General features: G+C 46.2%; 22 protein-coding genes. 10 read left to right on the top strand and 12 right to left on the bottom strand.

All coding sequences use genetic code 11. The features are described 5' to 3' along the window. Positions 1-10: 10 nt before the first annotated feature. The 10 genes from rpsQ to rplC form a co-directional block, all read right to left on the bottom strand. A complete protein-coding gene (gene rpsQ, locus AWQ21_RS04325) occupies positions 11-250 on the bottom strand; it encodes a 30S ribosomal protein S17 (protein ID WP_012306681.1) in 240 nt (79 codons plus the stop codon). Between the two features lie 21 nt (positions 251-271). Further along, positions 272-478, bottom strand: a complete 207-nt coding sequence (gene rpmC / locus AWQ21_RS04320) for a 50S ribosomal protein L29 (RefSeq protein ID WP_030006188.1) — start codon at positions 476-478, stop codon at positions 272-274. Positions 479-481: 3 nt separating this feature from the next. Beyond that, positions 482-901, bottom strand: coding sequence for a 50S ribosomal protein L16 (gene rplP / locus AWQ21_RS04315; protein ID WP_012306683.1), 420 nt, complete (start codon positions 899-901; stop codon positions 482-484). Positions 902-959: 58 nt separating this feature from the next. Further along, a complete protein-coding gene (gene rpsC, locus AWQ21_RS04310; protein WP_065713487.1) occupies positions 960-1682 on the bottom strand; it encodes a 30S ribosomal protein S3 in 723 nt (240 codons plus the stop codon). A gap of 45 nt (positions 1683-1727) precedes the next feature. Beyond that, the gene (rplV, locus tag AWQ21_RS04305; protein WP_065713486.1) at positions 1728-2087 is read right to left on the bottom strand and encodes a 50S ribosomal protein L22; all 360 of its coding nucleotides are present in this window, start codon (positions 2085-2087) and stop codon (positions 1728-1730) included. A gap of 15 nt (positions 2088-2102) precedes the next feature. Then, entirely contained in the window at positions 2103-2381 is a 279-nt protein-coding gene (rpsS, locus tag AWQ21_RS04300) for a 30S ribosomal protein S19 (RefSeq protein WP_012306686.1), read from the bottom strand. A 36-nt stretch (positions 2382-2417) separates the two neighbouring features. Then, positions 2418-3245 carry a 50S ribosomal protein L2 gene (gene rplB / locus AWQ21_RS04295; protein ID WP_065713485.1) on the bottom strand — a complete coding sequence of 276 codons (828 nt, stop codon included), beginning with the start codon at positions 3243-3245 and terminating at the stop codon, positions 2418-2420. Positions 3246-3267: 22 nt separating this feature from the next. Continuing rightward, positions 3268-3579 carry a 50S ribosomal protein L23 gene (locus tag AWQ21_RS04290; RefSeq protein WP_065713484.1) on the bottom strand — a complete coding sequence of 104 codons (312 nt, stop codon included), beginning with the start codon at positions 3577-3579 and terminating at the stop codon, positions 3268-3270. Positions 3580-3583: 4 nt separating this feature from the next. After that, a complete protein-coding gene (gene rplD, locus AWQ21_RS04285; protein WP_065713483.1) occupies positions 3584-4216 on the bottom strand; it encodes a 50S ribosomal protein L4 in 633 nt (210 codons plus the stop codon). Between the two features lie 100 nt (positions 4217-4316). After that, positions 4317-4958 (bottom strand): 50S ribosomal protein L3, encoded by a 642-nt coding sequence (rplC, locus tag AWQ21_RS04280; RefSeq protein WP_012306690.1) that lies wholly within the window; start codon positions 4956-4958, stop codon positions 4317-4319. 592 nt (positions 4959-5550) lie between these two features. Here rplC and AWQ21_RS04275 point away from each other — a divergent pair. The 10 genes from AWQ21_RS04275 (at position 5551) to AWQ21_RS04230 (ending at position 20978) form a co-directional block, all read left to right on the top strand. Then, positions 5551-7695 (top strand): polyribonucleotide nucleotidyltransferase, encoded by a 2145-nt coding sequence (locus tag AWQ21_RS04275; RefSeq protein ID WP_065713482.1) that lies wholly within the window; start codon positions 5551-5553, stop codon positions 7693-7695. Positions 7696-8086: 391 nt separating this feature from the next. After that, on the top strand, positions 8087-8314 hold the full coding sequence (locus AWQ21_RS04270; protein ID WP_232315061.1) for a potassium channel family protein: 228 nt from the start codon (positions 8087-8089) through the stop codon (positions 8312-8314). Positions 8315-8375: 61 nt separating this feature from the next. Continuing rightward, on the top strand, positions 8376-10082 hold the full coding sequence (locus AWQ21_RS04265; RefSeq protein ID WP_232315059.1) for a porin family protein: 1707 nt from the start codon (positions 8376-8378) through the stop codon (positions 10080-10082). Positions 10083-10533: 451 nt separating this feature from the next. Continuing rightward, positions 10534-11598: a TrkA family potassium uptake protein gene (locus tag AWQ21_RS04260; protein WP_065713479.1), complete on the top strand. Its 1065-nt coding sequence runs from the start codon at positions 10534-10536 to the stop codon at positions 11596-11598. A gap of 70 nt (positions 11599-11668) precedes the next feature. After that, positions 11669-13399: an ammonium transporter gene (locus tag AWQ21_RS04255; protein WP_065713478.1), complete on the top strand. Its 1731-nt coding sequence runs from the start codon at positions 11669-11671 to the stop codon at positions 13397-13399. A gap of 105 nt (positions 13400-13504) precedes the next feature. Then, positions 13505-16525, top strand: a complete 3021-nt coding sequence (pruA, locus tag AWQ21_RS04250; protein ID WP_065713477.1) for an L-glutamate gamma-semialdehyde dehydrogenase — start codon at positions 13505-13507, stop codon at positions 16523-16525. A gap of 122 nt (positions 16526-16647) precedes the next feature. Beyond that, on the top strand, positions 16648-17709 hold the full coding sequence (locus AWQ21_RS04245; protein WP_065713476.1) for a PP2C family serine/threonine-protein phosphatase: 1062 nt from the start codon (positions 16648-16650) through the stop codon (positions 17707-17709). Then, positions 17702-18775 (top strand): serine/threonine-protein kinase, encoded by a 1074-nt coding sequence (locus AWQ21_RS04240; protein WP_065713475.1) that lies wholly within the window; start codon positions 17702-17704, stop codon positions 18773-18775. Before AWQ21_RS04245 ends, AWQ21_RS04240 begins: the two co-directional genes overlap by 8 nt. Beyond that, entirely contained in the window at positions 18772-19851 is a 1080-nt protein-coding gene (locus AWQ21_RS04235; protein WP_065713474.1) for a serine/threonine-protein kinase, read from the top strand. The genes AWQ21_RS04240 and AWQ21_RS04235 overlap by 4 nt, the downstream gene beginning before the upstream one ends. A gap of 398 nt (positions 19852-20249) precedes the next feature. Beyond that, on the top strand, positions 20250-20978 hold the full coding sequence (locus tag AWQ21_RS04230; RefSeq protein ID WP_065713473.1) for a phycobilisome rod-core linker polypeptide: 729 nt from the start codon (positions 20250-20252) through the stop codon (positions 20976-20978). Positions 20979-21084: 106 nt separating this feature from the next. Here the strand turns inward: AWQ21_RS04230 and AWQ21_RS04225 are convergent, their stop codons facing one another. Then, a complete protein-coding gene (locus tag AWQ21_RS04225) occupies positions 21085-21600 on the bottom strand; it encodes a PD40 domain-containing protein (RefSeq protein WP_065713472.1) in 516 nt (171 codons plus the stop codon). After that, complete coding sequence (locus AWQ21_RS04220) at positions 21597-21872, bottom strand: LuxR C-terminal-related transcriptional regulator (RefSeq protein WP_065713471.1); 276 nt, start codon at positions 21870-21872, stop codon at positions 21597-21599. Before AWQ21_RS04220 ends, AWQ21_RS04225 begins: the two co-directional genes overlap by 4 nt. Positions 21873-21917 lie beyond the last annotated feature (45 nt).

Raw genomic sequence — 21917 nt, 5'->3', positions numbered from 1 at the left:
TTAATAAAAACTATTGGTTGAGGATTTCGGCAATGGTCCAGCGTTTGGTCTTGCTGGTAGGAGGGGTCTCGCGAATACGAACGCGATCGCCAACTTTGCACTTATTTTCCTCGTCGTGGGCTTTAAAACGCTTGGTTTTAACCACGATTTTTTTGTATTTCGGGTGGGGAGAGCGGTTTTCTACAGCTACAATCACGGTTTTATCCATTTTGTCGCTGACGACCATTCCCACTCTTTCTTTCGTAGCCATACGAGATTCTGTCTCCTACTTTTACTGAGCTTGGAGTTGTCTTTGGCGCTCGACCGTCATCAACTGGGCGAGACGGTGGCGAGCATGCTTGATCTCATGGGTTTTCTCCAGGCGACCGGTACCTTGTTGGAGACGGAGGTCAAACAATTGTTTCTTGACGGCAACGATTTCGTCAGCAAGCTCTTGGTCATTGAGTTTGCGAGCATCTTCAATCTTGGGTAAAGGCATGATTTAGATATACTCCTCGTTGCGGGTGATGAACTTGGTTTTAATCGGCAGCTTTTGGGCCGCAAGGCGCATGGCTTCACGGGCGATCGGCTCAGCGACACCATTCATCTCAAACATGATCCGGCCAGGCTTAACCACAGCAACCCAGAATTCAGGGTTACCTTTACCAGAACCCATACGGGTTTCCGCCGGACGCATGGTGATGGGTTTATCGGGGAAAATTCGGATCCAAATCTTACCACCCCGCTTGATATAACGGGTCATCGCACGACGGGCGGCTTCAATTTGACGGGCGGTAATCCAACTGGGTTCAACGGCTTGGAGCGCGTAGTCACCAAATTGAATATTATTGCCGCGATACGCCATTCCCCGCATGCGACCGCGATGCTGCTTCCGGAATTTTGTACGTTTTGGACTTAGCATTGTTTCCTAAAGGGTAAACAGTGAGGGTAGAAAATTAAATTGCCAGTAGTGGAGCAATTTATTGTTCGCTACGGTCTTCAAACTGCTGACGTCGAGATTTGCGACGGGGCAGAGGGGCAGCATTAGCGGCAGAAGTTTCTTCTTGACCCGGAATAATTTCGCCTTTGAAGATCCAAACTTTAATCCCAAGAATTCCGTAAATGGTTTGGGCAGTTTTGTAGGAGTAGTCGATGTCAGCGCGGAGCGTGTGTAGGGGAACGCGTCCTTCACGTACCCACTCTGTCCGGGCAATTTCTGCACCGTTTAAGCGACCACTCACCTGGATTTTGATCCCTTGAACTTCTGCTCTTTGGGCCCGTTGAACGGCTTGGCGGACAACTCGACGGAAAGATACCCGTCGCTCAAGTTGCTGAACAATATATTCAGCGATGAGGGCAGCATCAGCGTCAACGCGGTTGACTTCGACGACGTTAATGCGGATTTGACGCTGATCGCCAAGGACGTCTTGGAGACCAGTTCTGAGGGCTTCGATGCCAGAACCACCACGACCGACGACGACACCGGGACGGGCAGTGTGAATCTCTAGATCAACTTGATCGGCTTTACGCTCGATCAAAACTTTAGAGATACCAGCGTTATTGAGGTTTGCATCAATGTGCTTGCGGATTTTGTAGTCTTCCTGCACGAGGGCAGGGTATTGTTTGGGGTCGGCGTACCAACGGGAGAGGTGCTCTTTTGTAATCCCCAAACGGAAACCAACTGGATGAATTTTCTGTCCCACGGTTTGTTCCTTTTGATGTTTACGATCTACGACAGGTTAGGAGTACTATTCGGCAGCACCAGGCGCCACACCAACGGTGATGTGACAAGTGGGCTTACGAATTTGATAGGCACGTCCTTGAGCCCGGGGGCGGAACCGCTTTAACACAGGGCCAGCATCAGCAAAGGCTGCACTGACAACGAGATCAGCGGGATCTAACCCTTCGTTATGTTCGGCATTGGCAACGGCAGACCGTAAAACCTTCAGTACAGGTTCACAAGCGCGATAGGGCATAAATTCGAGAATGATCAAGGCTTCGCGGTAGCTACGGCCACGGATCTGATCGAGGACCCGTCTGACTTTGATCGGAGACATCCGAATATAGCGGGCGATCGCCTTGACTTCAGTTTGAGTATCGATAGTCATTGTCTTCTTTAACCCTTATCGACGTGCTTTCTTATCACTCTTGGCATGGCCCTTGAAGGTCCGTGTGGGTGCAAATTCACCCAATTTGTGACCTACCATTTGCTCAGACACAAAAACAGGCACATGTTGACGACCGTTGTGAACGGCGATCGTGTGACCCACCATCTGAGGCAAAATTGTCGATGCCCGTGACCAAGTTTTAATCACTTGCTTATCACCGGAAGCATTGAGCTTCTCGATTTTTTTTAGGAGGCTGTCCGCGATAAACGGACCCTTTTTCAGTGAACGACCCATAGTTTCTTATAGAGTGTGATGAACAAAAATAGATAATTAACGGCGGCGGCGCACAATCAAAGAGCTACTTTGCTTCTTCTTCTTGCGAGTCTTCTTCCCGAGGGCAGGTTTACCCCAAGGCGTCACAGGGCCACTGCGACCGATGGGTGCTCTGCCCTCACCACCACCATGGGGGTGATCTACCGGGTTCATAACACTACCGCGGACTTGGGGCCGACGTCCCAGGTGACGGGTTCTCCCCGCTTTCCCGAGCTTCAGGTTCCGGGCTTCTGCATTGCCTACTTTGCCGATGGTGGCATAGCACTCTTTGCGAACCATCCGGACTTCTTTAGAAGGCAGCTTGATGGTGACATAGTCACCTTCTTTCGCAACCAACTGAGCAAAAGCGCCCGCAGAACGGACCATCTGGCCACCACGACCGGCATAAAGCTCGATGTTGTGGATTTCAGTACCGAGGGGGATTTTGTAGAGCGGTAAGGCATTGCCGATTTCGTAGGGCGCTTCTTCCCCAGCGATAATCGTGTCACCGACGCCAAGGCCTGCTGGCTGAAGAATGTAGCGTTTTTCGCCATCTTCATACTGCACCAGGGCAATGCGAGCATTCCGGTTTGGATCGTACTCAATCGCAATCACCTGGGCGGCCATATCCCGCTTATCACGGCGAAAATCGATCAGACGATAAAGACGCTTGTGGCCACCACCCCGGTGACGACAAGTGATCACTCCACGGTTGTTACGGCCTTTTTTGCGGTGTTTGTATTTTGTAAGAGATTTTTCCGGTTTGGATTTGGTAATCTCCGAAAAGTCAGAGACCGTAGCCTGACGAGTTCCCGGAGTATATGGTCTAAATGAACGAATACCCATGATTTATTCAAGTGAATGACGACTATACTTCTGGGAACAATGTGATTGTATCCCCTTCTGCCAAGGTGACGACAGCCCGCTTGTATTGGGGCTTGAAGCCCAAGAAACGACCCACACGTTTTTTCTTACGGGGGGGACGGCTGGTGTTGACCTTAACGACTTTGACTTCAAAAAGGCTCTCGATCGCCGCTCTGATGTCTGTTTTGGTTGCTTTTAGGGCAACATCAAACACATATTTGTTGTCTTCAAGCAGAATTGTCGCCTTTTCACTAACAATGGGCTTGAGAATCAAATCAGCGAGATCGCGGGTCGGAACCCGGCTCGCAGTTGGCATTCTACTAGTCATTGTAAACCTCCTGGATTTTAGCCAGAGCTTCGGCGGTGACGACGATCTTGCCAGCGTTGAGAATATCAAAAATATTCAAACCGTCAGCAGGAACCGTTTTCACAGAAGCAATGTTGCGTGCAGAGAGATATACATTGTCTGTCATCTCAGCAAGGACAAGGAGTACCTTTTCACCAGATGCCACACCCCAGCGGGACATGGCACTTACCAATTCCTTGGTTTTGGGCGCGGCAAATTGTTCAGCAAAGTTTTCAACGACGATGAGATCTTCGTTGCGGCTGTGGAAAGCGGTACGAAGCGCTAAACGACGCTCTTTGCGGTTCATTTTGAGGTTGTATTCCTTGGGTTTGGGGCCAAAGATGACACCACCGCCCTTCCATAATGGGGAACGGATTGAACCAGCTCTTGCCCGGCCAGTTCCTTTTTGACGCCAAGGTTTGCGGCCACCGCCACGGACTTCTGCACGAGTTTTCGTGGAAGAAGTTCCCTGACGCGCGTTATTTAGCTGACGTACAAGGGCGCGGTGGACAATATGTGCGGCATTTTCTTCTTTGGCAACTTTGAAGTCGAGGTTGGCTTGGCCAACTTCTTCTCCTTGCCAATTTTTTACTGCGCAGTTAACCATAGTGATGAAGTATCGGATTATCGGTTATCAGCTAATGAAATAAATAAAGTTGTGGTTTTCTATAAAAAGATTGCAGGTGGCGATCGCCACGCAAGACTCATTATTTTTGGCCCACAATATTGCTCGGAGCAATACTTAATAAATTGCCGGCTTTGCCAGGAATTGCACCTTTGATCAGCAATAAATTCTTTTCTTCGTCAACGCGAACGACTTCGAGTTTACGGACGGTGATCTTAGTTCCACCATAACGACCTGCCATGCGCTTACCGGGATAAACGCGACCGGGAGTCGTCCCTGCACCGGTAGAACCGGGGAGACGGTGGTTTTTAGAACCGTGGGTCATGTTGCCTCGCTTAAAGTTATGGCGTTTTTGATAGCCAGCGAAACCACGACCAATGGTATTTCCAGAAACATCGACAACTTGGCCAGCCTCAAAAATATTCGCAGTGATCGCTTGGCCAAGTTCATAGCCAGAAACGTCATCGAGGCGATATTCCTTGAGGTGGCGGAGGGGGGCAGCATCCGCTTTTTTGAGATGCCCCAGTTGAGGCTTCGTTAAGTTTTTTTCCTTAACGTCTCCGTAGCCGATTTGCACGGAGGTGTAGCCATCTGTTTCGGAGGTTTTGATTTGGGTGACGGTACAGGGCCCTGCTTGGACAACGGTAACGGGAATCGCAGTTCCAGTTTCGTTATCAAAGATTTGGGTCATACCGAGTTTAGTACCGAGGATACCGAGTGACACGGAACAGAGACCTCTATCTACTAATAGACAACATTAAAAGGTGAGTAGAAATAATATGAACCGCTCCCGAAAGAGTTGTGGTTCTTGTCTTCTACTCTTGGATATTCAGAGTGTTTTATGGCTCTGAAAGGTTTTTGCCTACAGGTAGGGGTGCTACGTTTTACCCAAGACTTAAAGCGCTTGCTTCAGTATCTTGCTGTAACTGCAGGATGGGGGCTGCCGCTTGGGGCGATCGCCCAAAAGATGTGACCGAAGAATGCAGCCTCAGAGAAGCCTGTTTCTGTGTTGAACCGATGCGACGAACAAGGGGGCAGGGGTTCTATGCTTCGCCAGGAAACTTCGTATAACTGGTTACATTTAGCCACAAGCGAGCATTATAAGCGGAGAAAGTGAGCCTTGGCAAGGGGCATATCAGAAAAACATGACAGTTCTTAATTCTTAGGACGGGGCTTGGTGGTTTAGGGGTGATCGTTTAGGGGCAAAAAGACCAAAGGCGATCGCCAACGTTGTCTAAGGTCGGAGCCAGCATAAAGTGTTACGATTGCCACAGAACGAAGAAAAGTGATTATACACAAAAGGACAACACGCAATAATGCAAGAACATATTCAGTCGATTTCTTTCGATGGACGAGAAATCCGACTAAAAACAGGTTTGTTTGCGCCTCAGGCCGGCGGGTCAGTTTTAATTGAATCAGGAGATACAGCGGTTTTAGTTAGTGCAACGACAGCTCCTGGCAGACAAGGGATTGACTTTCTACCTTTACTGGTAGATTACGAAGAACGATTATACGCAGCAGGACGGATTCCTGGTGGTTATTTAAGAAGAGAAGGTAGACCTCCAGAACGGGCAACGCTCATTTCGCGCCTCATTGACCGACCGATGCGTCCGCTATTTCCCCAGTGGTTGCGAGACGATATTCAAATCGTTGCCACAACCCTCTCCCTCGATGAAGAAGTACCGCCGGATGTCCTCGCTGTGACAGGGGCTTCCGTGGCCACATTGCTCGCAGGTTTACCTTTCTATGGGCCGATGGCTGCTGTCCGGGTTGGTTTAGTGGGGGATGATTTCATCCTGAATCCTACTTACCGGGAAATGATGAATGGGGATTTAGACCTTGTGGTTGCTGGAACTCCCGACGGTGTGATCATGGTTGAAGCCGGGGCCAATCAGTTGCCAGAAGCAGACATGATCGAGGCGATTGATTTTGCCTACGAAGCGATCCAAGAGTTGATCGAGGCCCAGCGTTCGCTGATGAAGGAACTCGGCCTTGAAATGGTCAGTGCTGAACCGCCCGCTAAGGATGAGGAGCTAGAAAAATTCATTGGCGATCGCGCCACTGACAAGATCAAAAAAGTCCTGAGTCAATTTGACCTAGACAAAAACGGTCGCGATGCCGACCTCGATGAAATCAAAGCAACAGAAATTATTGAGGCCATCGAAGCCCTGCCAGAGGATGCGCCACTGCGGGTGAAGACCACAGAAGAACCCAAGCTCATTGACAACACCTTCAAAGCGCTGACGAAAAAGCTGATGCGGAGCCAAATCGTCGAAGATGGAGTCCGGGTTGATGGTCGTAAACTAGACCAAGTGCGCCCCATTTCTTGCCGCACGGCTGTGTTACCGAGAGCTGTCCATGGTAGTGGTCTATTTAATCGCGGCTTGACCCAGGTTTTATCCATTGCCACCCTTGGGACGCCCGGTGATGCCCAGGAAATGGATGATTTGCATCCCTCCGACGAAAAACGCTACCTGCACCATTACAATTTCCCCCCCTACTCCGTGGGTGAAACTCGCCCAATGCGATCGCCTGGCCGCCGGGAGATTGGCCACGGTGCCTTGGCCGAACGCGCCCTTTTACCCGTATTGCCGCCGAAGGATGAATTTCCCTACGTCATTCGGGTCGTCTCTGAAGTCTTATCTTCCAACGGATCCACCTCCATGGGTTCCGTTTGTGGCTCTACCCTGGCCCTAATGGATGCCGGGGTACCCATTGCCAAGCCCGTGAGTGGTGCCGCGATGGGGCTGATCAAAGAAGGAAAAGAAGTTCGCATCCTCACCGATATCCAGGGGATTGAAGACTTCCTCGGCGACATGGACTTTAAGGTTGCCGGGACAGCTGACGGAATTACCGCCCTCCAGATGGATATGAAGATCACTGGCCTGGCCGTTGAAGTGGTGGCAGAAGCCATTAAGCAAGCCTTACCGGCCCGTCTCCATATCCTCGAAAAGATGACCGATGTCATTGCTGAGCCGAAGGAATTGTCCCCAGCCGCTCCCCGTCTGCTCACCATCAAGATTGATCCCGATTTAATTGGGATGGTCATTGGCCCTGGTGGTAAAACCATTAAAGGGATTACTGAGCAAACCCGTGCCAAGGTGGATATTGCCGATGACGGTACCGTAACGATCGCCTCCTCTGAATCGGAAAATGCCGAAAAAGCCAAACGGCTGATCGTAAACATGACCCGTAAGCTCAATGAAGGGGATGTATATTTCGGTAAAGTCACCCGTATTATCCAGATCGGTGCCTTCGTGGAAATTATGCCGGGTAAAGAAGGGATGATTCACATTTCGCAACTGGCAGAAGGCCGCGTGGGCAAAGTCGAAGATGAAGTTGCCGTTGGTGATGAAGTAGTGGTTAAAGTGCGCGAAATTGACAACAAAGGACGCATTAACCTCACACGCCTTGGAATTCACCCAGATGAAGCTGCCGCGGCCCGAGTTGCTGCTCAATAGAGCCATAAAACATCGCTGTTTTTCAGTGTTTTCATTTAACTCAATTTCCCTCAAGTAACTTGGGGGATTTTTTTGTTTAATGCCATTATTTAGCCTTGTAAAAAAGCGATGAATTATGGCAACAACGGCCAGAAGAATGAACAAACAGACTAAACTTTTCTCTGGCGAATAATCCTCGGCACAAGGATAGGCTTAAACCCCAGGAAAGTTGGATTGTCAGGGAAGCTAAATTAGATACAAGCTGGGCGGCTAGAAACTGTCATATTCTAGGGTGACCATCGGGAGCACTTTAAGTTACTCAGGGTATGGATCGTCCCCACGCTGCACCTCAATTTTCCCAAACCCCTTTTCAGCGGGTGGCAACTGGGTCGATCTTTTTTTTATCACCATTGTGATTGCGATTTGCGGCTATATGCTTTTTGGCTGGACTGCCCTGGAATCCTTTTATATGGTGGTGATCACGGTGTTTGGGGTGGGATATGGGGAAGAAACCCCCCTAAAGGAAACACCAGAGAAGCTCTTTACAATTTTTGTCATCTTAGCGGAAACATCGGCAACCATCATTGACTTAAAAAAAAGATCTAGATATGATTTAAGGCATTATTTTTATGTAAATTAATCAATTAGCTACTGCCATGAATATAAAAAAATTGAGCTTATACCTTTTCTTGATCAATGTGATGACTAATTTTTTTGCCGTGGCTGTAGCAGATGAAGTCAACGAAGCTTCGATGTTTAGAGGCTCTACAAATACTGATATTTTCGATTTAGAAAATAGTGCTGAGATTCTAATTTCAGATATTGTTGAACAAGAAAAATTTGATCGTCAAGAAGAAGTTGTAGTAGAAAATCAAGTCATTGAATATTCAACTAGTACTTTCGAATTCAATTTTTTAGAACCAATGACGATCGAGTCGGCCAATATGCTGCCACAAGGAACCGTAAAAACTGGTTTGGGAGCTACGATATTTCGTCCTAATTCTCAAGGAAATGGTTTGGGATTAGAAGTTTATAATGCCTCTGTTCAATATGGCATAGCTGAAAATTTACAGTTTAATCTTGATCTATCTTTTTTAGATGACATTGATAATGTTACAAATCCCAATGCAGATATAAAGTTTGGTGTTTTCTCTTTAGCACCTAGTCTAAAGTATAGATTCATTGACGAGCCTTCTTACAATATTGCCATAGTTAGTTCCCTAGAGTGGATAAAGGTTAAATCTCAAAATAATACAACCGAAAATACATTAGCGGGTACTGTTCAAATACCTATGACTTACAATTTGACTGACAATAGTCAATGGCATTTAGCAGCTGGATTTACAGTTTTCCCTGATACTGTCAATGATGACGATTTTTACGGCACCTTCTTCAACATTGGTACAGGATTTAATCTCAAAATAGGGGAAAAATTTGGTCTTTTAGCTGATGTCAATTATCCGATAGAAGTTTCTGGCGGCAATAGCGTTTCCAATACAGAAAAGATTAAGGAAAATCTAGTTTGGAACGCTGGTTTTAGTTATTTACATAGCCCTAATGTTAGTTTGGATATGTATGTGACAAATCGTTTAGGTAATACTCCCGCTACTAAATTATTAACCTTTCCATCTGATGGTGATAGCGTCGGTGTAGGAGCAAATCTTAAATATACTCTTGGTTCTAATAATAACTATCGTAGCAGTTTTTCTGAGCGCTTTCTCCCTTCTATGAACGATCGGGAAAAGCAGTTAGTGTTTGATGGTATACTCCTCAGCAGCCCTAATACCTTAAGAAAAGAAATGTTTCTATTTGATGGAGCAATTGGTAGTGGTGGTAATATTCAAATCGGTTATGGTCTAAGTGATAATGCACAAATAGAGCTCACTGCTCAACAATTAGCGGACAATAATCAGCCCATTGGTAATTCAATGAAACTAGGAGCAGCCACTAAGTTTAATTTTTTAAATCAAGCTATAGGTGATCCTTTTTCATTGGCTATTCGAGGTGCATTTCAGGATGCCAGCAACTCTGATGATGATGGTATAGGTTTATTTTTGGCTGAAACAATTTTTTCTTATTCAGCTAACGATGCAATTACTTTTATGTTTAATCCTAAGGCGGGATTTTTTGGGGATGAAACTCTTATTGGTACAGGTTTAGGTGTTAATCTACAATTATCTCCAGGACTACAGTTGATTGGCGAAGTGACTCCTATGGTAAGTAATGATCCCATTGTTTGGGCGGCTGGTGCACGTTATCTATTTCCTAAGTCCAATTTTGGTTTAGGGGTTTATGGTACGAATGCCGCAGGAAAAGGAAATATTGGTAGTTTGATTCATCAATCTGACGATGATGTGAGCGTTGGTTTTAATTTAACGTGGTTATTAGGTGGTGGTAGAAGCTATTAACTAAGTCTTACAAACTCATTTTTATATCCTTAAAAAAATAACTAATGTCATTGCTGAACTACAGAAATTTTCTCCGGTGACTCTCACTTGTCTACCATCAAAATTAATCCTAATCTCCTACATTCCATCCTCTGATCTTCTTTGCGGCATGTAGGATAAGATATCACTACTTCTAGGTGGATTGATTGCGTTCCATTTCTCTCAGGTATGGGATTTTTTTGTTTAACGCTATTATTTAGCCTCGTAAAAAAACTATAAATTATGACGAAAATGACCACAAGAATGGGCATATAGATCGAATTTTTCTAGGGGAAAAAATTTCCAGTAAAAGGTTAGGCTTAGACTCCAGAAAACTGTAATTTTCAGGGAAGCTAAATTAGATACAAGCTTGATTGAGAGAAACTGCCATACTCTAGGGTGATCATCAGAAGCGCTTTAAGTTACTCAGGGTATGGATCGTCCCCACGCGGCACCTCAATTTTCCCAAACCCCTTTTCAGCGGGTGGCAACTGGGTCGATCTTTTTTTTTATCACCATTGTGATTGCGATTTGCGGCTATATGCTTTTTGGCTGGACTGCCCTGGAATCCTTTTATATGGTGGTGATCACAGTGTTTGGGGTAGGATACGGGGAAGTAAAACCCCTCGAGACAACACCAGAGAAGCTCTTTACAATTTTTGTCATCTTAGCGGGGACATCGGCAGCAATCTACGGGGTGGGAGGATTTGTGCAAATGGTGACAGAAGGGGAGATTAATCGGGCGTTTGAGGCAGAAAGACAACGTAAAAGTATTTCTAATTTAGAAAGTCACATTATTATTTGTGGCTTTGGTTATATTGGCCAGATTCTCGCTCAAAAACTTGAGGATTCGGGACAAGGCTTTGTGGTGCTCAGTATTGATCCAGAACAATTGGCGATCGCCGAACAGCGGGGTTATTTGACGAAAGAAGGAGACCCAGCAGACGAACTGATTTTGCAGGGATTAGGCATTCGGCGGGCCAAGGCCCTAGCGACGGTGCTCGATAGCGATGCCAGCAATGTGTTTATTACCTTGACCGCCCGGGAACTGAACCCAGACTTAATGATTTTGGCGCGAGGGGAAGTACCCAGTACCGAAAAAAAGCTCCGGTTAGCGGGGGCAAACCACGTCATTTTGCCCGCCAGTGTCAGTGGGGCGCGCATGGCTAATTTGATTACGACACCGCCCGCGACGGATTTTTTTAGTCAGTCTTCCCAACAGGAGCAACTGAATGATCTCTTGCAACAAATTAATGTGCAGATGATCGAGTTGGCGATCGCCCCCCAATCATCCCTCGTGGGAAAAACAGTCCGGGAGCTAGAAATTCGTGGCAAAGGGGCCTTTATTGTGGTGGCTTTACGACGGTTTCAAGGGGAATTTATTGCCCACCCTAGTCCAACATTAATGTTGACATCTGGGGATATTTTAGTGGTTTTGGGTCACGAAGAAGACATTCCCAAATTTGCCCGATTTTATCAATTGTTTCAACCCAAATAAACTGTTTTTTTCTTAGCAAAATCAATTTAATCCCCATGAATTATCCGCCCCTAAGGAAACCCATTATTTTATGATTGATCAACTGTGGTTGCTGATTTGTGCTGGTTTGGTGCTGTTAATGCAAGCCGGTTTTATGTGCCTCGAATCTGGCCTGACCCGCACAAAAAATAACATTAATGTGGCCGTTAAAAACCTCTCCGATTTTGGTCTGTCGGTGATGTTATTTTGGGGCATTGGCTATGGTCTGATGTTTGGGTTATCCCAGTGGGGAGGCATCGGTGGGAGTAATTTCTTTTTGGGAACGACTGGCAACCCAGAAGAGGCCGCTTTTTTCCTGTTCCAAGCGATGTTTTGCGGTACGGCCACAACGATTATTTCGGGGGCGATCGCCGAACGGTTAAAGTTTGAAGCCTACATCATCATTGTGATCCTGGTGTCGGGGTTTATTTATCCGATTTTTGGGCATTGGGCCTGGAACGAAGCGGGGTGGCTGCGGCAACTGGGGTTCTTGGATTTTGCGGGTAGTACGGTGGTTCACAGCATGGGGGCTTGGGTGAGCCTGGGCACCTTGCTTTTGGTCGGGGCCAGGGAAGGGCGCTTTACCACCACGGGGGCACAGAAAATCCAGGGATCAAACCTGCCCTTTGCGGTTTTGGGGACATTGTTGTTGTGGGTGGGTTGGCTGGGATTCAATGGCGGGAGTACTTTTGCGTTTAATGACCAAGTCCCCCAGATCATTACCAATACAGTGCTGGCGGGAACTGCGGGGATGGTCACAGCGATGCTCCTCAGCCAATGGTATCTCAAGCGCTCAGAGGTCGAGGAAATTATCAATGGTTCCCTGGCGGGGCTGGTGGCGATTACGGCCTGCTGTGATCTAGTATCGAGTCCCTTGGCGGTGGTGGTGGGCATTACGGCGGCCGGGGTGGCTCGGTGGGTATCTAGTCTCTTAAAACGCTACAAAATTGATGATGCAGTGGATGCGATCGCCGTCCATGGGGGTGCGGGCCTGTGGGGAACCCTCTGTGTTGGTTTATTTGGCAATGTCGAAGCCCGCCATAGTCAACTGTTGGTGCAACTCTTGGGGGTGGCGATCGCCCTTGCCTGGGGGACAGGGCTGACTTGGCTCATTTTAAAACTATTGCAGCGATGGTACCCTTTGCGGGTTTCCCCGGAGGCCGAAGCCCTGGGCTTGAATATCTCCGAACATGGTGCCAAAACCGATGCCTATGAACTATTCCAGGTGATGGATCACCAGGCCGCGACCCAAGATTTGACCCTGCGGGTGCCCGTGGAACCCTTTACGGAGATTGGCCACATTGCCACCCGTTACAACCAGGTCATCGACGCCCTGGAACAAAACCACCGGGAAAATGCCGAATCCCTAGAGGAACTCTACACGATCACTGCGATGGCTGTGGCTGCCATTGAACATCAAAATTTTGACCCAGATTTGTTTGCCAGTTTTGGCGATCGCCCCGATGAATTGGGCATTTTAGGCCGCTCCCTGCAACAGTTGCTCCAGACCATTAACCAACAAACAGCGGCCCTCGAACAATTACAGCAGCAACAGCAAACGACCCTGAAGGCAGTGCTCGGAGAAATTTTCCAGCAGCGGTTTGGGGAGCCTAGTCTCACTTATCAAGGGCAGTTACCCGACTTACCTCCGACCCTGACCATGGCTGAGATTACCCAAATGGCGATCGCCACCACCAGTTTTGGGGAATTTTTAGAGCAAATACAGGCTCCCAACGCTCCTTCCGATGAAAATCAGCCAGTTTCCGCAGATTGGAGCGACTGAAAATATAAATTCACCAAGTCCTGAAACACTGACAAAGCCTCTACCTCTGGGCCTGCCTTTTTCCGGGAAAATTAAACCATAGGTCTTTTCGGAGAATTTTCAGCTGTGGTCATCGATGCTCAGGATCGTTACGAAGCGCGTACCCAACAAATTGCCAGGGAGTTAATCGCCGCTACCCGGGAAAAACGGTCATTTTTCTCGAAACTCCAAGACCAGATGCGCCTGGACGATAAATTGCTGGGCTGGGCCATGGAAAATCCCCATCTACGGGTGCAACTGTTTCGCTTTATCGATGTGTTGCCAGCCCTAAAAGATAACGGGGCGATCGCCCAGCATCTCCAACAATACCTAGGGGACGAGTCGGTGGAGTTGCCTGGGGCCTTAAAAAAAATTCTGAACTTTACCGAACCCCAATCCCCTCCAGCTCAGTTAGCCGCTGCCACCATTAGTAAATCGGTGGAAACCCTCGCCTTTAAATATATTTCGGGGGAAAACGTCAAACAGGTCTTGAAAACCGTTGAACGTCTGCGCCGGGACAAAATGGCCTTCACCATTGATCTGTTGGGGGAGGCGGTGATCACCGAAGCAGAAGCACAAAAATATCAGCAAACTTACCTCGATTTAATGGCAGACCTCACGGCGGCAGCAAAACATTGGTCGAAGGTCAATCAAATCGATGAGGCGGACGGTGAGGATCTTGCAAAGGTGCAAGTATCCGTAAAATTAACGGCGTTTTATTCGCAGTTTGACCCCCTCGATCCGGCAGGCAGCAAAGAAAATGTCGCGGAACGGGTGCGCCTACTGTTGCGCCATGCCCAGGAATTGGGAGTTGCGGTGCACTTTGATATGGAGCATTACGAATATAAAACCCTCACCCTCCAGATTTTGAAAGACGTGTTGCTGGAAGAGGAGTTTCGGCACCGTAGTGATATTGGCGTGACTTTACAGGGCTACTTGCGGGATTCTTACGCAGACTTAGAAAGTTTAGTTGCCTGGGCCAAGGAACGGGGCACCCCTGTCACCGTCCGTCTTGTGAAAGGCGCTTACTGGGATCAAGAAACGATCACGGCGCTGCAAAACCATTGGGAACAGCCTGTTTTTAACGAAAAGGGCGCAACGGATATTAATTACGAGCGCATGACTCGTCTGCTGCTGGAAAACCATCAGTATCTCTACGGGGCGATCGCCAGCCATAATGTGCGCTCCCAGGCGGTGGCCTGTGCGATCGCCAAGGAACTCAAGATTCCCCGCCGTAACTTTGAATGTCAGGTGCTGTACGGCATGGGCGACCAAATTGCGAAGGCGTTGGTGAAGGAGGGTTATCGGGTGCGGGTGTACTGTCCCTATGGCAAGATTTTGCCGGGCATGGCCTACCTAATCCGGCGTTTACTAGAAAATACCGCCAATAGTTCTTTCCTGCGCCAGAACCTAGAGGAGCGTCCGGTGGAGGAATTGATCGCGCCGCCGACAGGGGATCTCAACGCAACCATTCATGATCTCGACAGTAGCCATCTGCAATTTGCGGGGGCTGCCAATACCGACTATGCAGAACCAGATCTCCGGGATAAATCCCAGTTTGCGATCGCCGAGGTGAAAAAGCAGCTTGGCAAACGTTATCTGCCTTACATCAACGGCGAATATGTACAAACCGAAAATTTGGTGGACTCGGTCAATCCCTCCCGTTCCACAGAACTCATTGGTAAAGTTGGTCAAATTTCCCTAGAGCAAGCAACGGAGGCGATCGCCGCCGCCAAAGCCGCTTTTCCCGCCTGGAAGAAAACCCCCGTCTCGGAACGGGCCAACATTCTCCGGAAGGCAGCGGAGATTATGGAAGCCCGTCGCCACGAGTTGAATGCGTGGATTTGTTTAGAAACGGGCAAAATCCTCAAGGAAGCGGATCCGGAAGTCTCCGAAGCCATTGATTTCTGTCGCTACTACGCCGATGAAATAGAGCGTTTGCACTATGGCTACCAGGTCAAACCCGATGATCTCTCCCAAGTGCAGGGCTTCAAAAAGTACGATGTTTGTGGTGAAACCAACCGCTACCATTACCAACCGCGGGGCATTGCTGTTGTTATTTCCCCTTGGAATTTCCCCTTTGCGATCGCCACGGGGATGACCGTTGCGGCCTTGGTGACGGGCAACTGTACCCTACTAAAACCCGCTGAAACTTCTAGCGTGATCGGCGCAAAAATTGCCGAAATCCTCATTGAAGCGGGGATCCCCAAGGGAGTATTTCAGTTTGTGCCGGGACGCGGTTCCACGGTGGGAGCGGCGATGGTGACCCATCCCGATGTACATCTCATTGCCTTTACGGGTTCCCGGGAAGTGGGTTGTAATATCTATGCCAATGCGGCGATCGTACAACCGGGTCAGAAGCATTTGAAACGGGTCATTGCCGAAATGGGCGGAAAAAACGCCATTATCGTTGATGACAGTGCCGATCTCGACCAAGCGGTGGCGGGAGTGCTCCATTCGGCCTTTGGTTATAGCGGTCAAAAATGTTCGGCTTGTTCCCGGGCCATTGTGCTGGAATCAATCCACGATACTTTTGTGGAACGTTTAGTCGAGGCGGTGAAATCGATTCAGGTCGGCGAAACCGATAATCCCAGTGTCAAGATGGGGCCGGTTATTGACGGGGCGGCCCAAGCGAAAATTAAGGACTACATCCTGAAGGGCAAGGAACAATCTGCCGTCGCCTTTGAAACAGCAGTTCCCGATAATGGTTTCTATGTGTCCCCGACTATTTTCATTGATGTGCAAGCGGATCATGCGATCGCCCAGGAGGAGATTTTTGGGCCGGTATTAGCGGTGATTAAAGTGAGTTCTTTTGATGAAGCCTTAATAGTTGCCAATAGCACAGACTACGCATTAACCGGGGGGCTTTATTCCCGGACACCGCAGCACATTGAGCGGGCAACGGAGGAATTTGAAGTGGGTAATCTCTATATCAACCGGGGCATTACCGGGGCGATTGTGGCGCGTCAACCCTTTGGCGGCTTCAAGATGTCCGGTGTGGGTTCTAAGGCGGGAGGGCCTGATTATCTACTGCAATTCCTAGAGCCACGCCATGTGACGGAAAATGTGCAACGGCAAGGGTTTGCCCCCATCGAAGGGGGTGATTAATTCATAAAAGTCATATCGTCCTTTTACTAATAAGTGGGAGGGCGATCAGCTAGATAGATGCAACAGAGGACTAATATCAAATAAAATATAGAAAGCAAAAGCCCTAAAACTCTAAAATTCATATGAGTCATGCACTCCACTCTCAAGTACAAGATGCAATATCAAGATGGTTATCTTCTGGGAACAAATGTGGTTTAACCACCGTTGACCGAGGTCATGTTGTTCTCGGAAGTGTTTTAGGAAATCGACAGGAGAATCAAGACAGAACTCTTTTTTTCCAAGTTCGATTTGAAGATAATCGGAAACCTCCAATGTTTGCCCTCGTACTTTGTGACGGAATGGGTGGGATGCAGGAAGGGGGAGATTGTGCCAACTTAGCTATAAGTAGTTTTACTGCAACCCTGATTCATAGTAACGAAAAGTCTTTAAGTCAAAAACTAAGTGCCGCAGTAGATATCGCAAATAAAACTGTATATAAACATTTTCAGGGAAAAGGAGGTTCGACATTATCAAGTATTGCTTGTCAGAATCATGAATGGGCAATCGTTAATGTAGGAGATAGCAGAATATACGCTGTTTATGATGAAAAACCGATTGAACAATTAACCACAGATGATACTCTCGAAGAGCAGTTAGCTGAATTAAGATTAAAAGCTCCCCCTCCTGAGTTTAGACAACTGTTGCAATTTGTCGGCATGGGAGACGGAATAGAGCCTACAACAAGTATTGTTCGGACGGAAAATCTTAAGTTCATTCTTTTAACATCAGATGGAGCACATAGTATTCCTCAGAAGGTATTTCAAGAGATTATTCAAAATGCTAAAAGTATCACTGAAATTGTTGACAGATTAACACGTATTTCTGTTTGGCTTGGTGGGAAAGATAATGCGACAATTTCTGCAATATCTATTAATTCACTTTCAAATCAGCTAAATTCAAAAAAGGAAGATAGTCGCCTTGAGGTGTGGAGCCTTCCCGGGAAAACCGATTTTTTTACTATTAAAGTTTCAGACTCTCTTCCTTCTCATCAAAATGAGGTTCAAAGTACAGATATAAATAAAGAAAAAAATACAAGAAAGCCAAACAAGCAAAGAAAACAAAAATCATCTTTGGAAAACCAGAAGAAACAAGACAAGCCACAGTTAAAAATTGAATTTACAGAGGAGGTAGCAATAAATGACTAATTCTCTTCCCTGTCGTTATAGACAGCTAGATCAAGTTTTAAAAGGTGGAATGGGTGAAGTTATTGTCTGTCAAGATCTTAATCTTGATCGGAAAGTCGCTATTAAGTTTATTCAAGATGATAATGATACATCTAGGCTCACAGACGAAATCCAAGCCATGTGTAAACTCCATCAGGATATACGATCTAAACACATAGTCCAAATTTTTGATGTTATCTTAGACGAAGAAAATAGACGACCCGGAATAGTACAAGAATATATAGAGGGTGAGGATTTAGTATCAAGAGTTTTGACGCAAGAGCTATCAAAAAATGAATACATAAAAATCTTATATCAAATTATATCGGGCATATCTGATATACATGAGAAAGACTTAATTCACAGGGATATTAAGCCTAACAATATCAAGTTTGATGCAGCCAATTTAATTAAGATATTTGATTTCGGACTCACCAGAACTGAGAACCAAAACAACTCAACTATGGGATTTAAGGGGACAACCTTATTTGCTGCACCTGAACTATATTCCTCTGGCTTCGTTCACTTCACCAAAGCGATAGATATTTATGCCTTTGGGGTAACTGCGAGGTATATTGCAGGATTAGAACTTGATGAATCATTTTCAAAAATTCCGCCTAGTACTTCTCCCAAGCCTAGTTTCAAAGAAGTGACCTTCGAGTTATCGAATGACATTACTAATATACTTGACCAAACATTAGCATTTAATCCACAAGATAGACCCTCTGCTCAAACGATAAAAGATGTTCTTAAAAAGCATTTATTATTTGGGAAACATCGTGCTCTTCTCACCTCAAATGGTCGTACCGAAGTTATTTCAAAAGACAAATCTTCTGTGAATCTCAATATTGACAATGTAGGGTCTCTAACTATTCAGTATAATGGTTTGGATTTTGTTGTCGCTCATTATGCTGGGAATATTACTGTAAATCGTAACAGTATTAGGGTGAATCAATTGCTACCTAATAATTGTGTTATTACCTTTGAAGGTGATCATAGTAGAACTTTTATAACCTTTGATATTTCAAATCCTGAGGTGGTCTTATGACATCAGATAATCTACATCAAAAAGGTGACTTCATAGCTAATAGATATGAAATAGTAAGCTATGTAGACCAAGGTGGTATGCAAGAAGTGTATCTTGCTTTTGATCGAGTAATAAAACGTGAAGTTGCACTAAAAGTTCCTTTTAACTCATCTGCGACGAAAAGATTTGCGAGAAGTGCAAGAATGAGTGCAAAGGTTAATCATCCAAATGTAGCTAAAACATTGGATTATTTTGAAACTGACAAGCATCAATACTTAATTGAAGAATTTATTCAAGGAAAGAATTTGAAAGATGGTTTATTACAAAGGACTAATTTTGTTGATCCTTATTTAACAGCCAAGATTTTACACTATTTAGCAAAGGGCATTGCTGTTGCACATGAAGCTGGCGTAGTCCACAGGGACTTAAAGCCAAGTAATGTGATGTCGACCGATGATTTTAACTTGACAGAAATTAAGATTACTGATTTTGGTATTGCAAAAATGGCTGAGGAAGAAATGGCTGAAGCCACAGCAGAAGGAGAAAGTTCACTAAGCACCTCTAAAACAGCTATTGGTGCGCTCCCATATATGTCTCCGGAAATGATTGAAGATTCTCATGCTGCAGGTAAAGAATCTGACATTTGGTCTCTTGGAGCAATGGTTTATGAAATAGTCAGCGGAGAAAAACCGTTCGGTTTCGGCTTAAAGGCAGTAAAAAAGATCTTAGATGCTGAACTTCCAAGCAAGCCTACTTATCTCGAAAATAAAATTCAGTTTAAATTTTTAGGGGATGAGTTATTCAATGTAATTCTTTCTTGTTTACAGAAAAATCCAAAAGATAGACCAACAGCTAATGAATTAGTGAAAGTATGCGAAACTTTTTGTTATCCTGTCATTTCTCGAAAAATTGGTGAATTTATTGAACATCCTAAGCCTACTTATGGATTTATTCGAGATGACAATGGTCAAAAAACTTTTTTTCATTTTGATAGTGTTTATGGGAGGTCTCCTCAATTGGGGGATAAGGTCTCTTTTTCCGCTTTTCCAGGAAGCCCCTACCCCAGAGCACATCCTGTAATTGTCATTAATAAGTAATTTCAATTATTCTTAATATCGTTCATGTTCAAGGCGATCGCCGTTCAATTATGTGGAGAGATAAGGAGGGTGATCGCTTCAAAAATCAACTTGCTAATTGAAAATCAGCAGTAATGAGCAATTTCCAAAAATTCATAGCCATCTTGATTTTTATGAACTAAATCAGGAGCGGCGATCGCCTTTTTTTTAAGATCAAATTGATTCGGGTTTTATTGAATATTTTCAAGTAACGAATACATTATATCCGTAGACCCTTAGGGGGGATTGTGGCCAAAACTTAAGAAAAATAAATCTTACTTTAAAAAAAGCAACCTTCCTGAAACCTTGCCCAGTCTAGCCTATAGTTTTGATAAAGTTAATTCTTTTTATATTCTAAAGTCAATACTTACTATAAAAAAATGACTATACCTTTATTGACCTACGAACCAAGCTCTCAGAATCAACGGGTACAAGATTTTTTTATCGGCAGTGAAGAAAGTCCCAAGCAATTTAGCGTGGCATCGGCTTTTGCAAAAACAGATTTTGATACCTTAATTCAAGCGGCCTATCGTCAAATTTTCAATGAGCAGCAGATGCTTGAACAAAATCGCCTGAAAGTTCAAGAATCTAAGCTGAAATCCGGCTTTATCACCGTTCAGGACTTTATCCGGGCGTTGTTATTGTCCGAGTCTTTCCGGCAACGGAACTATGACGTGAACAATAATTATCGCTTTGTGCAGATGTGTGTTCAGCGGGTACTCGGTCGCGATATTTATGGTCAAAAAGAAGTTCTCTCTTGGTCTATTTTGTTGGCGACCCAAGGTTTAAATGGCTTTGTGGATGCCCTCTTAAACTCTGAGGAATATCTCGACAATTTTGGCTTAGATACCGTGCCTTACCAACGGCGCCGCATCTTACCCCAACGTACAGAAGGGAATTTGCCCTTTGCCCGGATGCCCCGCTATGGTGCTGATTATCGTCAACAGTTAGAAGATTTGGGTTATTTCCAAGAACAAGATGAAACGCCGTGGGTGGCTCCTGCTTGGGTTAGTGTGATTGGGAGAACTGTCACCATTGCTGGGGCTGGGACATTGATTTTAGGGGCGATCGCCGTTGCTTTGGCCGCCTTTGAAATCATCAAGCTGTAGGCTAATTACTCGATTGAGCGAGAGATTTCAATCCCTTGGGGATATCTCCCAAGCAATGCACAAATTTTCACCCCAGGATCTCGCGCGAGTGGGTCTTGGGGTTTAGTTATTCTGCTTCGACCAAATCCGGTTGAACACCGCGATCAATCACCTCAATATCCCATTGCCCAGTGCGATCGCCTTCAAAGGCTATCCAACGGCCATCGCCGCTGACGGTCGGATTACGCACTTGACCAATATAGGTGCGGGTCAGATTTTGGCTCTGGAACGTTTGGCGGTCGTAGAGATAAATATTCGTTTTGCCTTCCTGCTCTGAAGTGTAGACAATGAAGCGGCCATTGCGGCTAATATCTGGCTGGTCATAGAACACATTGGGCTGATTTAAACCGGGCAGGGGCAAGAGTTTGCGTTGGGCGAGATCATACAAAAAAATACGCCGTTGCTGGCGGCGATCGCTACTAAAGACCAGGTAACGGCCTTCATCAGAAAGGCGGGGATTTTTTTCGCTATGGAGACTATTGAGATTATTGCCGAGGGGGTCGGCTGGGGGCGTCACAAAACTGGTACTCTGGCAGCCGATACATGAGATCCCTAACAAGGCGATCGCCCAAGCACGCTTCATGAATCCGAGGACGCAGACTGATTCGGTAGAGCACAACAGTTCACATTATCAAGACACACTTTCCCCCACTGTAACGCCCAGCGCACCAGGGAAACGCGGTTATCCGTCGCCGTTTTTGTCAGAATATTACTGATGTGGTTGTCTACAGTGCGCTTGCTAATGTCGAGGCGCGCCGCAATCTCATGGTTCGTCAGACCCGCTGCCACCAAATCGACAATTTCGATCTCCCGTTCCGATAAAGCCGCTTCACTTGCCGTCTTTTCCGTAGCCATAGACCCTTCTTTTGTCTGTGTATTGTTATTTTCCTATTGTAGGGG

It is taken from the genome of Picosynechococcus sp. PCC 7003 (assembly GCF_001693255.1).
Lineage (GTDB): Bacteria > Cyanobacteriota > Cyanobacteriia > Cyanobacteriales > MRBY01 > MRBY01.
This window is presented reverse-complemented; position numbering and strand designations above follow the sequence as displayed.

Coding starts and splice junctions, on each gene's coding strand:
- rpsQ (WP_012306681.1), bottom strand. CDS start 250: ATGGCTACGAAAGAAAGAGTGGGAATGGTCGTCAGCGACAAAATGGAT.
- rpmC (WP_030006188.1), bottom strand. CDS start 478: ATGCCTTTACCCAAGATTGAAGATGCTCGCAAACTCAATGACCAAGAG.
- rplP (WP_012306683.1), bottom strand. CDS start 901: ATGCTAAGTCCAAAACGTACAAAATTCCGGAAGCAGCATCGCGGTCGC.
- rplV (WP_065713486.1), bottom strand. CDS start 2,087: ATGACTATCGATACTCAAACTGAAGTCAAGGCGATCGCCCGCTATATT.
- rpsS (WP_012306686.1), bottom strand. CDS start 2,381: ATGGGTCGTTCACTGAAAAAGGGTCCGTTTATCGCGGACAGCCTCCTA.
- rplB (WP_065713485.1), bottom strand. CDS start 3,245: ATGGGTATTCGTTCATTTAGACCATATACTCCGGGAACTCGTCAGGCT.
- AWQ21_RS04290 (WP_065713484.1), bottom strand. CDS start 3,579: ATGCCAACTGCGAGCCGGGTTCCGACCCGCGATCTCGCTGATTTGATT.
- rplD (WP_065713483.1), bottom strand. CDS start 4,216: ATGGTTAACTGCGCAGTAAAAAATTGGCAAGGAGAAGAAGTTGGCCAA.
- AWQ21_RS04275 (WP_065713482.1), top strand. CDS start 5,551: ATGCAAGAACATATTCAGTCGATTTCTTTCGATGGACGAGAAATCCGA.
- AWQ21_RS04265 (WP_232315059.1), top strand. CDS start 8,376: ATGACTAATTTTTTTGCCGTGGCTGTAGCAGATGAAGTCAACGAAGCT.
- AWQ21_RS04260 (WP_065713479.1), top strand. CDS start 10,534: ATGGATCGTCCCCACGCGGCACCTCAATTTTCCCAAACCCCTTTTCAG.
- AWQ21_RS04255 (WP_065713478.1), top strand. CDS start 11,669: ATGATTGATCAACTGTGGTTGCTGATTTGTGCTGGTTTGGTGCTGTTA.
- AWQ21_RS04245 (WP_065713476.1), top strand. CDS start 16,648: ATGAGTCATGCACTCCACTCTCAAGTACAAGATGCAATATCAAGATGG.
- AWQ21_RS04240 (WP_065713475.1), top strand. CDS start 17,702: ATGACTAATTCTCTTCCCTGTCGTTATAGACAGCTAGATCAAGTTTTA.
- AWQ21_RS04235 (WP_065713474.1), top strand. CDS start 18,772: ATGACATCAGATAATCTACATCAAAAAGGTGACTTCATAGCTAATAGA.
- AWQ21_RS04230 (WP_065713473.1), top strand. CDS start 20,250: ATGACTATACCTTTATTGACCTACGAACCAAGCTCTCAGAATCAACGG.
- AWQ21_RS04225 (WP_065713472.1), bottom strand. CDS start 21,600: ATGAAGCGTGCTTGGGCGATCGCCTTGTTAGGGATCTCATGTATCGGC.
- AWQ21_RS04220 (WP_065713471.1), bottom strand. CDS start 21,872: ATGGCTACGGAAAAGACGGCAAGTGAAGCGGCTTTATCGGAACGGGAG.